This window comes from Burkholderia sp. AU19243 (genome assembly GCF_018148075.1).
GTDB lineage: Bacteria > Pseudomonadota > Gammaproteobacteria > Burkholderiales > Burkholderiaceae > Burkholderia > Burkholderia latens_A.
The window spans coordinates 433,188-446,884 of record NZ_JAGSTV010000003.1; the positions used below are offsets into that span (position 1 = coordinate 433,188).

Here is a 13,697-nt window from a genome sequence, read left to right on the forward strand (position 1 = left end):
CCGCCGCAAGTTTGTAAAGAATTGTTTATTCGGAGAGTTTCGGGCGCACGGTGCTAAAGTTCGGGCCGACCCGGCCGTTATCTGGGTCATACCGTCCAGGAAAACCATCGTGAAGATCGATTCCACTCCGAACCCGAGCCCCCTCGCGCCGACCGGCAACGGCGCGGCCCGCGCGCAATCCGGCGCGGCTTCGTCGACGTCCGCGCAGGCGGCCGACGCAGGATCGACCGGCGGCGACACGACCGTGAACCTGTCGGGTCTGTCCGGCCAGCTGCGTTCGGCGTCGGCCTCCGGCAGCGCCGACATCGACACGGCCCTCGTCCAGTCGATCAAGGACGCGCTGAACAACGGCACGCTGACGATCGACGTGAACAAGATCGCCGACGGCGTACTGAATACCGCCCGCGACCTGCTGCAACAGCAGCGCTCGCCGGGCAACTGAGCCGGCCCGGGGCCCGTCACGCCCTGACCGGTCCCCTGGTTTGCCGGCATGCGCACGCGCGTGCCGGCGCGACGAGCATGAAGCGATGAGAGAAGAGCTGCTGGCCACGGTCAACGACGAACACGCGACGGTCGAAGCGTTCGCGTCCCTGCTCGCCTACGAGGAAAAGGCGCTGACGACACCCGAACCGTTCGAAATGCTGCCCGGCATCGTCGAGAAAAAGACCGAGCTGATCGATCGGCTCGCGCAGCTCGAGCGCATGCGCGACACGCAGTTGTCGGCACTCGGCTTTCCGGCCGGCAAGAAAGGGATGGACCAGGCCGCCGAGCGCGACGCGCGCCTCGCGGGCCGCTGGCAACTCCTGCTGCAGGCCGCCGAGCGCGCGCGCCAGGCCAATGCGACCAACGGGATGCTGATCCGGATCCGGATGGATTACAACGAACGCGCGCTTGCGGTGCTGCGCTCCGCGCCCGCGCCGGCCGGTGTCTACGGGCCCGACGGGCGCGTGTCGGCGCTGATGCGCTGATGCATTGATGCTCTGATGGCGTCAAAAGGCCGGCGCACCGATGCACCGGCCCCACGCAGCGCGGCCCTCTGCCGGCCGTGCGCCGCTTCCTCGCCCTACAGCAGCGGACACGCGGTGACCTGCGTGCCGCGTTCCACGCAAAGCCGTTCGTAGTCGCGCAGATACGCGCGCTCGTCGTCGTCCAGCAGGTCGACGTCGATCAGGTCCCAGTCGTAGCCGACCGTGACGAGGTTCTCGAATCTGACGGCGTCCGATGCCTCGTCGTCCGCGCGCACGATCACGATGTTTTCGATCCGCACGCCGCCCTTGCCCGGCACGTAGATGCCCGGCTCGACCGAAATCACCGCATTCGGCACCAGCCCGTACGTTGCGCCCGGCGCGAAGCGCACGCCGCCCTCATGCACGTGGATCCCGACGCCGTGCCCGGTGCCGTGGCCGAAATCGTAGCCGTGGTCGCGGCACACCTGGCGCACCGTCGCATCGACGTCGCCGCCTGTCGCGTTTTTCGGGAAGCGCGTGACGAGCCCCTTGATGCATGCCTTCAGCGCGACCGTGTAGATTTCGCGCTGCCACGGCTGCGCGACCGTATCCGGCCGCGTGCGGCGCAGCACGACGCGCGTGCAGTCCGTTGCGAAACCCGCGTCGTAATACGCGCCGCTGTCGAGCAGCACAAGTTCGCCTTCGGTCAGCTCGACGTCGGCGCTCGCCGCCGTGTAGTGCGCGAATGCGCTGTTCGCGCCGTTCGCGGCAATCGACGGAAACGTCAGCGCGACAGCCGAGCGCGCGCCGTACGCGTCGTTGATCGCGCGGGCCAGGTCGTACTCGGTATGGCGTTGCCCCGGCTCGCCGGCCTTCGCCCAGCGCATCGTCTCGGCGATCGCGGCCGAACTGCGCGCGAACGCGTCGCGGAACCGGTCGAGCACCGCCGGCGTCTTTCCGGCGCGCAGCGCCTCGACCGGATTGAAATCCGCGTGGCGCGCGTGCGGCCACACGCGGCTCACCGATTCGGCGAGTGCGCAGTTGACCGATTCGAAGCCGTAGCACACGTGGTCGATCGCGAACTGCGCAAGGAAGCGCTCGAGTTCGGCGACGTCGCGCCGGATCACGTGCAACGCCGGATACGATGCGAGTTCGACCGGGCAGCGGTCGCAGCCCTCCGGCAAAAACAGCACGACCTGCTCGCCGATCGCGAACAGGAAGCCCAGATGCGACGACGCATTCGGGATGTGATAGCCGCGGCTGTTCAGCAGATACGCGAGATCGTCCGACGCGCACGTGAAGAACGCGGTCTTGCCGGGCGCCGCGCCCGTGTGCGCGGCGAGCCGCCGGTTCAGCGCGTCGACGTTCTGCGCGACGCTCGCGCCGGTCATCGTTTCCGGCAGCTCGAAGATCGGCCGCTCGACCACCCAGCCCGGCAGCGCGATCGCGCGATCGATCTCCCGCTCCGCGAAGCTCGTCCAGTCGAGCGTCGCGGCCCGTGTCTGCGCGAGCAGCCGATCGCGCTGCGCGACGCTGATCCGCAGCGCATCGTAGCCGACCCGCGCGAGCCGGCTCGCATGTGCGATCAGCCAGTCGGCAAGCGCCTGCCAGATCGTCACGTTCAGCCCGAGCTTCTCGATGCGCACGCGCGCGGGGTCGCACTGCTGCTCGGCCTGCAGGTGATAGCGGCCGTCGACGAACAGCACGAACGGCGGCACGCCGAGCGCGTGTGCGGTCGCCGCGCTCAGGAAGATCCCGCAGCCGGCCGAGCCGTCGAAGCCCGACACCGCGTAGCGCGGATTGTTGCGAAGCGGCACGTATTCGGTGATGTATTCGTCCTGCGACGTGACCACGACCGCGTCGAGCCGCGCGGCGTCGAGCAGGCGCGACAGGCCGGCCTGGGTGTCGGCAACGCGCGCGTGATACGGGGGAAGGCCGGAGAAGCTGTATTTCAGTCGGTCGATCATCGGGAACCCGTTATTCGTTGTCGTCGGCGGCCGGCGGTCGGCGGCATCGCGCGGATCGCGCGCCTGCGGCAGCACGCCGCCCGCGCGTGGCGCACGCGCAGCCCCGCCGGCAGCGAGGGCTGCGGGGCCGATCCAGCGGCGGCCGGCGGTAAAATTTTTGTCTCACTTAACTTTGTTTGATGCGCGACAGAATCTAGAGCACGCGCAAATCGCGGTCAAGCCAAAATTTTCGTAGCGCTAAAATTACCGATCCCGCGCCGGCCGACGCCGCGGTCGTGTGCGGCCTCGCGGCGTCTGCGCAGCACCGCGCGGTACAATGCGCCGGCATCGTCGGTCCGACGGCCGCGCCCGGTGCGGATCGCGGTCCGCAACGCCCCGGCGGCTGCCCGCTCCCGCGCTCGCCCTCCGGTTCGTTGCCATCAAAGAGATTCATGGATTCAGACATCATGCGTATCGGCCAGCGCATCCGGCGCCTGCGCCGGGAGGCGAAAAAGACGCTGCTGGAAGTCGCGACCGAAGCGCACCTGTCGGTCGGTTTCCTGTCCCAGGTCGAACGCAATCTCACGGGCATCTCGCTGTCGTCGCTGGTCAACGTCGCGAAGGCGCTCGACGTGCCGCTCGGCGCGTTGATCGACCAGCCGCGCCAGGCGCAGCCCGACTCGCATGCGGGCCGCCGCAAGCCTTACGCGGTGGACGCCGCATCGCAGTGGTACGAGCGGCTGTCGACCACCTTCGACGGCAGCCAGATCAACGCGCTCAAGGTCCGGATGATGGAAGGCTATCGTTCGGAATGGGTCGCGCACGGCGGCGACGAGTTCGTGTACGTGCTGGCCGGCCGCGTCTGCTACACGATCGGCAAGAAGGAATATCCGCTGTCGCCCGGCGACTCGCTGCACTTCGATGCGAGAAAGCGCCATCGCGTCGCGAACGTCGGCGACGGGCCGGCGGAATTGATCGCGGTCGGCACGTTGCCGCTGTTCGGCGACGACTGCGCCGAGCTGGGATCCGCGGCGATGAAGATGCGGCTGCTCGCGCGCGATGCCGGCGCGCAGCCGGCGGGCGAGCCGCGTGTAAGCCGCCGCGAAGCGGCGCCGAAGCGTGAACGCCGTGCGGGCGTGGCGGTGAACGTGAACCCGGATGCGGCGGCGGCCGCCCAACCGCCCGCCGACACGCCGGCTCGTGCGTCGGCCGAACCGACGGCCACAAAGTCGCGCGCGGCCGCGGACGAGCGCCCGGCCGCGGCCGCGCCGGCCGGCCGAACCGGCGCGCGCACGAAGAAATGACGGCGGGCGGCCGCGTCGCGCAGTGCGCGGCCTGGTTCGCCCCCGCGCTGCGCGGGAGTCGCGCGCACTACCGAATCGCTGCTCCGGATGGCGTCCCGGATCGCGCCAGCCTCGGCCGGACTATTCCGCGATCGCCAGCGCCTGCTTGACGGCCTCGACCCGTGCGCGATGCACGGCGTCCTTGATCTGCATCGCGTCGTTGCCGATGCCGCGCGCGATCGCGCCCGCATCGACGCTGCGCGCCGCGACCAGCGCCACGCGCAGCCGCTCGGCCTGCGGATACGGCTGCGTGTCGAGTCCGAGCCGCCCGCGCGCATCCGACTCGCATGCCTGCAGCATCTCCGCGAAGCGCGCCGGCTTGCGCAGCGCATCGCAGCGCTCGAAGAACCGCACCAGCGCGGCCGCGCCCATCTCCATCACGCGATGCAGATTGCCGTGCTCGCGCGCGACCACCAGCGCGAGATCGCGGCACTCGTTCGGCACGCGCAGCCGCTCGCACAACGGCTTGATCAGGTCGACGCTGCGGCCTTCGTGGCCGACATGGCGGGGCAGCACGTCGGCGGGCGTCGTCGCCTTGCCGAGATCGTGCGTGAGCGCCGCGAAGCGCACCGGCAACGAATAACCCTGCTTCGCCGCATAGTCGACGACCATCATCACGTGCACGCCGGTGTCGACTTCCGGATGGTAGTCCGCGCGCTGCGGCACGCCCCACAACGCATCGACTTCGGGGAGGATGCGCGCGAGCGCGCCGCATTCGCGCAGCACCGCGAACATTCGCGAAGGCTTCGCCTCCATCAGCCCGCGCGCGATCTCCTGCCACACGCGCTCGGGCACCAGCGCGTCCGCTTCGCCGGCCTCGACCATGCGCCGCATCAACGCCAGCGTGTCGTCCGCGACCGTGAAATCCGCGAAGCGCGCGGCAAAGCGTGCAATCCGCAGGATCCGCACCGGATCCTCGACGAACGCGTCGCCGACGTGCCGGAACACGCGCGCGCGCAGGTCGGCCTGGCCGTCGAACGGATCGATGACCGGGCCGATCAGTTCGCCCTCCGGCGTCACTTCGCGCGCCATCGCATTGATCGTCAGATCGCGCCGCGCGAGATCCTCCTCGAGCGTCACGTCCGGTGCGTAATAGAACTGGAAGCCGTGATAGCCGGCCGCCGTCTTGCGCTCGGTGCGGGCGAGCGCGTACTCCTCCTGCGTGTCCGGATGCAGGAACACCGGAAAGTCCTTGCCGACCGGCCGGAAGCCCTGCGCGGCCATCTGCTCGGGTGTCGCGCCGACCACCACGTAGTCGCGGTCCTGCACCGGCACGCCAAGCAATTCGTCGCGGATCGCGCCGCCTACCGCGTAGATGTTCATGGCTGCGGCTCGTATTCGGCGATCACGCTGGTTTCGCGGCGCGCGGCGTCGATCCAGCGCTGCACGGCCGGCAGCGCGGTCACGCGCGCGGCGTAACCGGCCGCCTCCGGCGACAGCGCCGGCGCGTACGTATTGAACCGCATCACGACCGGCGCATACATCGCGTCGGCAATGCCGAATTCGCCGAACAGGAACGGGCCGCCCGATGCCTCGATGCATGCGTTCCATAGCGCGTCGATGCGCGCGACGTCGGCGAGCGCGTCGGGCGTCGCGCCCCGGCCGGGCATCGACGCGCGCACGTTCATCCCCATTTCCGTGCGCAGCGCGGTGAAGCCCGCGTGCATCTCGGCCGAAATGCAGCGCGCATGCGCACGTTGCTGCGGATCGGCCGGCCACATCGGAAACTGCGGATAGCGCTCAGCGAGCGTCTCGGCGATCGCAAGCGACTCCCAGATCGCGACGCCGTGATCGTCGACGAGGCACGGCACCTTGCCGCTCGGCGAATACTCGCGAATGCGCGCGGCCGTGTCGTCGCGGCGCAGCTCGATCGTGATTTCGTCGAACGGAATGCCGAAATGCGTGAGCAACAGCCACGGCCGCATCGACCACGACGAGTAGTTCTTGTCTCCAATGACGAGTTTCATGGCGGAGTTCCGGAAAGCGCGAAAGTGAAAGTCGGAATGCGGCCGCGCGGCGCCTAGCGGCGCGAGCGGAGCCAGTCGAAGCGCGAGCGCTGCGCGGTGTGGCCGAGATACGCGGGCGCGATACTCTCGAGACTCGCGGGCGCAATCCCGAGCTCCGGCGCCATCGGCCCCGACAGCACGTTCGGCACCGACATCGACGCGAGGTTGTCGCGCGTGATCACCGGTTCGCCGGGCAGCAGTTCGAACGCGCGCGCCTGCAGCCGCGCGAGCGCGTCGGGCAGCCGCACGATGCGTGCCTGCCGGCCCACCAGCGTGCCGCAGTACCGCACCAGCTGCTCGAGTGTGTACACGGTCGGGCCGCCGAGCTCGTAGGTCTTGCCATGCGCGCCGGCGAGATCGAGCGTGTTGACGAACGCGTGCACGACGTCGCCGACGAATACCGGCTGAAAGCGCGCGTCGGGCATCGCGAGCGGCAGCACCGGCAGCGCGCGCTGCAGGTTCGCGAACGTGTTCAGGAACGCGTCGCCGGGGCCGAACACGACCGACGGGCGGAAGATCGTCAGCGCGAGCGAATCGGTTGCCGCGACCGCATGCAGCGCGGCTTCGCCGTCGCCTTTGGAGCGCAGATACATGCTCGCGCCGTTCGAATCGGCGCCGAGCGCACTCATGTGCAGCACGCGCCGCACGCCGGCGCCGACGCATGCCGCGGCGAGCGCCGCCGGCAGCGCCACGTGCGCGCGCTCGAAGCCGGGCCCGTACGGTGTGCCGTAGCCGCCATGCAGCACGCCGACGAGATTCACGGCCGCATGCGCACCGGCGACGAATCGCGCGAGCGTGCGCGCATCGAGCGCGTCGAGCTCGACGATCTCGACCGGCAGCATCTGCAGGTGGCGCGCGTGCTCGCGCCGCCGCGTGCCGATCCGCACGTGCTTGCCGGCGTCGATCAAAGCGTTGACGAGCCGGCTGCCGATGAAGCCGGTGCCGCCCAATAGCGCGACGGTCTGGCGATCCATGTTCGGGTCCTCTCAGCGGCTGTTCGCGCTGGTCACGTTAGCCGCATTGACGGTTTTTCCCGTCCGGGGACGAGCCCGTCATCAGCGTGACCAGCCCTTGAACACTGCCGCGTGTCACGCGGCAGTGTGAAGCTTGCGGATCAGGGCGAGATCATGCCGAGACGTTTCTTCAACGACTGCGGTTTGCCCTCGAAGAGCGCTGCGTAGTAGACGGTATTCGACAGCACGTTCTTCACGTAGTCGCGCGTCTCGTTGAACGGAATCGTTTCCGCGAAGATCGCGCCTTCGACCGGCTGCGTCAACACCTGGCGCCACTGGCGCGGCCGGCCCGGGCCTGCGTTGTATCCGGCGGTCGCGAGCACCGGCGAGCTGTCGAAGTTGTTGTAGATGTCCGCCAGATACCAGGTGCCGAGCTGGATGTTGGTGTCGATGTCGTGCATCTGCGCGCGCGTGATCGTGCCCATCCCGAGCTTCTTCGCGACGAGTTGCGCGGTGGCCGGCATCAGCTGCATCAGCCCGCCCGCGCCGACCGACGAACGCGCGTTCGTGATGAAGCGCGACTCCTGGCGGATCAGCCCGTACGCCCATTCGATGTCGAGGCCCGTCGACTGCGCGTAGCGCTCGACGATGTCGCGGTACGGCGACGGATAGCGCAGCGTGAAGTCGTGCTCGGCCTTCGTGCGGTCGGCCGTATTGACCGTGCGGTCGAGCAGATCGATGCGCTTGCCGTATTCCGCGGCCGCGAGCAGCTGGCGGTCGGTCATCCCGCGCAGCGGCCAGTTCCATTCGCGGTTGCCTTCGAGGCGCAGGTTCAACCCGTAGAAGCGCTGCGCGAGCGCGAAGCCCGGGATCTTGCTCATCGCGTCGATCTCGGCGTCGCTCACCTTCGTGCGCGGCGGGATCGACGTGCGCTGGCCGAGCTCCTCGCCGGCGAGCTGCCCGTAGAAGTTGTACTGCCCCGCGACCTGCTCGAATTCCTGGTTCGCCTGCAGCGTGTCGCCGCTTTGCTTCAGCGCACGCGCATGCCAGTAGATCCACGCCGGATCGTCGCGCAGCGACGGCGGCATCTGCTCGATCGACCAGCGCACCATCGGCCAGTTGCCGGCGAGCAGCGCGGCGCGCGTGCGCCATTCGTAGCCCGGATTCGACAGCGGCGCGTTCGCCGATTTCGCGTACCACACCGACGCGAGCGGCGAGCGCTTGATCGCGCCCTGATAGCCGATCGCGCCCCACGCGATCGCTTGCTCCTGCTTCGTCAACGAGCCGGCGACCGACGTGAGCATCCCTGCTGCCGCGTCAGGGTCGTTGCGCGCCATCCGGCCGAGTGCGATCAGCGCGAGCTGGTGCGATGCCGCGTCGGGGCCGATGCCGCGCGCGAGGTACAGCGGCGGCGCGCTCGTCGCCTGATCGAAACCGACGGGGCGCGGGCCGAGCGCGTCGACGATCTTGCCGCCGAGCGTCGTGTAGTTCTGCTCGTACGCGAGGCGCGCCTGCTGCCACACGTCGTCGCTCGTGAACTGCTGGTTCACCGCGAGCGCGGTAATCAGGTCGACACAGGCATCGCCGTAGTATTTCGGCTCCACGAGCAGCGCGCGCGCCGCCTCGGCGACATTCTCGCCGCGCGCCGCGCGCGATTCGAGCGCGTAGCACTTGACCTGCGTGTCGTCGTCGAGCACGAAGCGCTTGTACTGATCGTCGAAGTTGCGCCAGTCGTGGCGCGCGCCGAGCACGAGCAGATAGTCGTTGCGCATGCGATCGGCGATCGCCTGACCGTCGTAGCGCTGCAGGAACGACTGCACGGGGGCGTCGGGCGCGTCGACACGCGCGCGCCCCGTCGAATCGAACAACTGCGGCTTGATCTGGAAATACTCGACGTAGGACGGCACCGGATAGTTGGGGATCATCGACGCGAGCTGCGCTGCCTTCGCTGCGTCGTTGCGGCGCGCGGCTTCGCGAAGCTGCACGAAGATCTGGTCGTCCCCGGCGAGCGTGTCGTCGCCCGGTGCGGCGCACGCTGCCGTGCCCGTGACGAGCGCGGCGGCCGAAAGCGTGAGCGCGACCGCGCGATATACTCGGAAAAGGCTGTTCGACATCGTATTGAATGGAGCACGAATTGAGCGAAAGCATAGCATGCAACCCTGTGCCGAACCCGAAGGTTGCACTGCGCAAAACGCTGTCCGGCGCGCGTCGCGACGCCGCGTCGCAGCCCCCGGCGAATGCCGCGCTCGACGCGCGGCTGCGCGCGTTGCTCGAACGGCTCGCACCGTCCACGGTAGGCTTCTACTGGCCGCTGCCGGGCGAATTCGACGCACGCGACGCGGTCCTCGCGTGGGTCGCGGCAGGCACCGGCCGGCGGGCCGCGTTGCCGGTGATCGGCGAGAAGCACACGCCGCTCGCGTTCCATGCATGGGATGCGGATACGCCGATGCGCGAAGGCCATCACCGGATTCCGGAGCCCGCATCGGGCATCGTCGTCGTGCCCGATCTGCTGCTGATTCCGTGCGTGGGATTCGACCTGCAGCGGTATCGGCTCGGCTATGGCGGCGGCTACTACGATCGCACGCTCGCGGTATGGCCCGGCGACACGCTGCCGGTGACGGTCGGCGTCGCGTACGAAGCATGCCGCGTGGACGAGTTGCCCGCCGAAGCGCACGATCTCGCAATGAACTGGATCGTGACGGACGGCGCGCTTTATCCGTCCGCGGGATGACGCGGTGCGCGACGCCGCGCACGCGGCATGCCGCGGGTCACCGCGTTTGCCGCCGCTCCGTCCGCAACCGTTTACAGCGAAGCCGCCGCGCGCGCGGCCGTGTCGTAGAGGCCCGATGCGTGGCGCAGCAATTGCGCCGCGTCGCCGATCTGCTCGTTGGTGAGGCCGCTGTCCTTCAGCGTCTCGATCAGGCAGTGCTCGCGCACCTCCCGATACTTCAGACACAGCTCGCGGCCCGCGTCGGTCGCGAAGAAGAACACTTCCTTGCCGCTCTTCTCGCTTTTCACGTAGCCGCGCGCGATCAGTTTTTTCAGCGCATAGGTCGCGACGTGCGTATCCTCGATATTGAGCACGAAGCAGATGTCGGCGAGCTTCTTCTTGCGTTCGCGATGGCTCACGTGATGCAGCAGCGACACCTCGACCGCCGTCATGTCCTTCGCGCCTGCGGCCGACATGCAGCGCACCATCCATCGGTTGAATGCGTTGCCGGCCATGATGAGCCCGTATTCGAGTTCCGACAGCTCCGCGCTCGACTCGGAAACGAGGTGTTCGGAAGACACGATCTTGGTCGGAGGACGCTTCATGGAAAGTCAGCGCAAGCAGGATGTCAGGGTGTGCCGAGTGTACGACAGAAGCCCTGGCATACGAGCTAGGCGAAAACGCTTATTGGGAAGTTGTCGATATTTTATTGACAATGTGCGCTAACATTGCCGTCCGAACCGTGCCAGTCCGATGACGCAACCCCGCATTTATCCGCTCGGCGATGCCGCCCTCGTCTGCGAGGTGCCGCCGCCCGCCACGCTCGATTGCCAGCGCCGCGTCTGGGCCGTCGCCGAGGCCGCGCGCGCGTGGCCCGACGTGATCGACGTCGTGCCGGGCATGAACAATCTGACGATCGTATTCGACGCGCTCGCCGCGACGGCGGAGTCGCTCACGCCGGCGCTGCGCGATGCGTGGGAAACCGCCGACGTCGGCCACGCGGACGGCCGCGAGATCGAAATCCCCGTCGAATACGGCGGCGCAGCCGGCCCCGACCTCGCGGCGGTCGCCGCGCACACGGGGCTGTCGGCCGATGAAGTCGTCGCGCGCCACGCGGCCGGCGAATACGTCGTGTTCTTCGTCGGCTTCCAGCCGGGCTTCGCGTATCTGGGCGGCCTCGACGCGTCGCTGCACACGCCACGGCGCGCAGCGCCGCGGCTGGAAGTGCCGGCCGGCTCGGTCGGTATCGGCGGCGCGCAGACCGGGATCTATCCGGCCACGTCGCCCGGCGGCTGGCAGTTGATCGGCCGCACGTCGCACGTCCTGTTCGACCCGGCGCGCGCGCAGCCGACACTGCTGCTGCCGGGCGACCGCGTGCGCTTCACCATTGCCGGAGCCGACGCGACATGACCCAGAGCACCGCACCGGGCACGATCGAAGTCGTCCGCGCCGGCCCGCTATCGACCGTGCAGGATCTCGGCCGCCGCGGCACGCGCCATCTCGGCGTCGCGCAGGGCGGCGCGCTCGACGGCCTCGCGCTGGAGGTCGGCAACCGCCTCGTCGGCAACCGCCCCGACGCGGCAGCCGTCGAAATCACGATCGGGCCCGCCGCGTTCCGCTTCACGCGCGCGACGCGCATCGCGATCACGGGAACCGAATTCGGCGCGACGCTCGACGGCCAGCCCGTGTACTCATGGTGGAGCCTGCCGGTCGACGCCGGGCAGACGCTCGTGCTGCCGGCCGCGAAGCGCGGGATGCGCGGCTACCTGTGCATCGCGGGCGGCATCGACGTGCTGCCGATGCTCGGCTCGCGCAGCACCGATCTCGCGTCGCGCTTCGGCGGGCTCGGCGGCCGCGCGCTGCGCGACGGCGACCGGCTTCCGATCGGCGTGCCGCCCACGGGCGCCGGCTGCCTCGCGGCCGATGCGCCCGAATTCGGCGTGAAGGCGCCCGCGTGGTGCGCGTTCGTGCGCGTCGACGAGCCGCCGCGCCGCCACCGGCCGGCGCATGCACCGTGGGCGATGCCCGTGCGCGTGCTGCCGGGCCCCGATTACGCGTCGTTCGCGGCCGATTCGCAGCAGGCGTTCTGGGACGAGGAATGGCTCGTCACAGCGAACAGCAACCGGATGGGCTATCGGCTCGCCGGCGCGGAGCTCGTGCGCGAGCGGCCGGTCGAGCTGCTGTCGCATGCGGTGCTGCCCGGCACGATCCAGGTGCCGCCGAACGGCCAGCCGATCGTGCTGATGCACGACGCGCAGACCACCGGCGGCTACCCGAAGATCGGCACGGTGATCCGCGCGGATCTGTGGAAACTCGCGCAGGCGCGGCTCAACCTGCCGATCCGCTTCGTGCGCACGACGCTCGATGCCGCGCGCGCCGCGCTCACCGCGGAACGCGCGTATCTGCGGCAGATCGACGTCGCGATCGAGATGCGCGAGGAAACCCGCCTTCGCGCGCAATCGCGCGCAGCGTGACAATGGCGGAAGCAGGACGAAGGACGCGCCACGCGATCAGTGGACGAGGAACATCATGGAAATCGATCTGAACGCCGATCTCGGCGAAGGATGCGGATCGGACGAGGCGCTGCTCGATCTCGTCACGTCGGCGAACATCGCGTGCGGCTGGCATGCGGGGGGCGCCAATGCGATGCGCGACTGCGTGCGGTGGGCCGTGCAGAAGGGCGTGTCGATCGGCGCCCATCCGAGCTTTCACGATCCGGAGAATTTCGGCCGAAAGGAAATGCAGTTGCCGGCCGGCGACATCTACGCGGGCGTGTTGTACCAGCTCGGCGCGCTATCCGCGATCGCGCAGGCCGAGGGCGGCCGCATCGCGCACGTGAAGCCGCACGGCGCGCTGTACAACCAGGCCGCACGCGATCCGATGATTGCCGACGCGGTCGTGTCGGCGATTCACGACTTCGATCCGTCGCTCGCTGTGTTCGGCCTCGCGAACAGCGTGTTCGTCGCGGCCGCGCGCCACGCCGGCCTTGCCGCGGTGGAAGAGGTGTTCGCCGATCGCGGCTACCGCGCGGACGGCTCGCTCGTGCCGCGCAACCAGCCCGGCGCGCTGATCGACGACGAAGACGCGGTGCTCGCACGCACGCTCGACATGGTGCGCGAGCGGCAGGTGCGCGCGGTGAGCGGCGAATGGGTGCCGCTCAACGCGCAGACGGTCTGCCTGCACGGCGACGGGCCGCATGCGCTGGCGTTCGCGAAAAGGATTCGTGCGGCGTTGGAGGCGGCGGGGGTTGACGTCGTCGCACCCGGTGCGGTGCAGGCGGACGAAGACGTGTAACGACTCGCAAGCGCACACTCACGCCGCATCGCGACCAAACTCGGGACGCCACCCGCCGCCACAAAAGAAAAAAGCGCCCTCGTGGCGCTTTTCCGTTGGCGCGATCGCTGCGGCTTCGCCGTCTGTCGATTCTCGCCCCCCGAAACCGTCCGTCGACGGTGACCGGAAAGATGCTCCGGATTAAAAAACGTCCGCCGCCGCCCGATTACTGCTTCCCCCGGTCGGACGACGGAACGTTGCTTATGCCGCAAGTCTGTCGCATGCATTTGTTGTACCGACGATGTTTGGCCCCGCCGTGCATGCAGACACTCCGCGGCCGGCACGATGATACGTGCCGGCTACGCCAACCCCGCGCTTTGTTTTCTGCTACCCCGTAGAACTTATCTATTCTTTTCATTTTTTCAACTTGTGGGGTGAAGAATAGAGATTGCCAGAACCGGATGTCAATCGTTTTAAACGCTATTTTCTGACGATTCAAGGGTTTTCCTTATCGCCCCG

Annotated in this window: 13 protein-coding genes; 7 read left to right on the forward strand and 6 right to left on the reverse strand. The window is 68.6% G+C overall.

The window, feature by feature from the left end; all coding sequences use genetic code 11:
- Positions 1-109 precede the first annotated feature (109 nt).
- Positions 110-442: a flagellar biosynthesis anti-sigma factor FlgM gene (gene flgM, locus KDW55_RS08210; RefSeq protein ID WP_040142408.1), complete on the forward strand. Its 333-nt coding sequence runs from the start codon at positions 110-112 to the stop codon at positions 440-442.
- Between the two features lie 85 nt (positions 443-527).
- Positions 528-968 carry a flagellar protein FlgN gene (locus tag KDW55_RS08215; RefSeq protein WP_040144824.1) on the forward strand — a complete coding sequence of 147 codons (441 nt, stop codon included), beginning with the start codon at positions 528-530 and terminating at the stop codon, positions 966-968.
- A gap of 95 nt (positions 969-1,063) precedes the next feature.
- Here the strand turns inward: KDW55_RS08215 and KDW55_RS08220 are convergent, their stop codons facing one another.
- A complete protein-coding gene (locus KDW55_RS08220) occupies positions 1,064-2,914 on the reverse strand; it encodes a M24 family metallopeptidase (protein WP_069242010.1) in 1,851 nt (616 codons plus the stop codon).
- Positions 2,915-3,345: 431 nt separating this feature from the next.
- Between KDW55_RS08220 and KDW55_RS08225 the strand changes: the two genes are divergently transcribed.
- Positions 3,346-4,197 carry an XRE family transcriptional regulator gene (locus tag KDW55_RS08225; RefSeq protein ID WP_212197915.1) on the forward strand — a complete coding sequence of 284 codons (852 nt, stop codon included), beginning with the start codon at positions 3,346-3,348 and terminating at the stop codon, positions 4,195-4,197.
- 120 nt (positions 4,198-4,317) lie between these two features.
- Here the strand turns inward: KDW55_RS08225 and KDW55_RS08230 are convergent, their stop codons facing one another.
- From KDW55_RS08230 to KDW55_RS08245, 4 genes are all read right to left on the reverse strand, one after another.
- Positions 4,318-5,559, reverse strand: coding sequence for a multifunctional CCA addition/repair protein (locus KDW55_RS08230; protein WP_040142415.1), 1,242 nt, complete (start codon positions 5,557-5,559; stop codon positions 4,318-4,320).
- Positions 5,556-6,203, reverse strand: a complete 648-nt coding sequence (locus KDW55_RS08235) for a glutathione S-transferase family protein (RefSeq protein WP_040142417.1) — start codon at positions 6,201-6,203, stop codon at positions 5,556-5,558. Before KDW55_RS08235 ends, KDW55_RS08230 begins: the two co-directional genes overlap by 4 nt.
- Positions 6,204-6,256: 53 nt before the next feature.
- A complete protein-coding gene (locus KDW55_RS08240; protein WP_069241843.1) occupies positions 6,257-7,216 on the reverse strand; it encodes a complex I NDUFA9 subunit family protein in 960 nt (319 codons plus the stop codon).
- Between the two features lie 140 nt (positions 7,217-7,356).
- Complete coding sequence (locus KDW55_RS08245; RefSeq protein WP_040142421.1) at positions 7,357-9,309, reverse strand: lytic transglycosylase domain-containing protein; 1,953 nt, start codon at positions 9,307-9,309, stop codon at positions 7,357-7,359.
- An 8-nt stretch (positions 9,310-9,317) separates the two neighbouring features.
- On the opposite strand from KDW55_RS08245, the gene KDW55_RS08250 reads away from it, so the two are divergent.
- Positions 9,318-9,926, forward strand: coding sequence for a 5-formyltetrahydrofolate cyclo-ligase (locus KDW55_RS08250; RefSeq protein ID WP_052111013.1), 609 nt, complete (start codon positions 9,318-9,320; stop codon positions 9,924-9,926).
- A gap of 71 nt (positions 9,927-9,997) precedes the next feature.
- Here KDW55_RS08250 and KDW55_RS08255 read toward each other — a convergent pair whose 3' ends face one another.
- Entirely contained in the window at positions 9,998-10,510 is a 513-nt protein-coding gene (locus KDW55_RS08255) for a winged helix DNA-binding protein (protein ID WP_035971582.1), read from the reverse strand.
- A gap of 148 nt (positions 10,511-10,658) precedes the next feature.
- Here KDW55_RS08255 and pxpB point away from each other — a divergent pair, with 148 nt between their 5' ends.
- From pxpB to pxpA, 3 genes are read left to right on the forward strand one after another with little or no spacing between them, the layout of a single operon-like run.
- A complete protein-coding gene (gene pxpB, locus KDW55_RS08260) occupies positions 10,659-11,315 on the forward strand; it encodes a 5-oxoprolinase subunit PxpB (protein WP_209821188.1) in 657 nt (218 codons plus the stop codon).
- A complete protein-coding gene (locus KDW55_RS08265) occupies positions 11,312-12,379 on the forward strand; it encodes a biotin-dependent carboxyltransferase family protein (protein ID WP_209821189.1) in 1,068 nt (355 codons plus the stop codon). Before pxpB ends, KDW55_RS08265 begins: the two co-directional genes overlap by 4 nt.
- A 55-nt stretch (positions 12,380-12,434) precedes the next feature.
- The gene (pxpA, locus tag KDW55_RS08270) at positions 12,435-13,199 is read left to right on the forward strand and encodes a 5-oxoprolinase subunit PxpA (protein WP_212148405.1); all 765 of its coding nucleotides are present in this window, start codon (positions 12,435-12,437) and stop codon (positions 13,197-13,199) included.
- Positions 13,200-13,697: the final 498 nt, after the last annotated feature.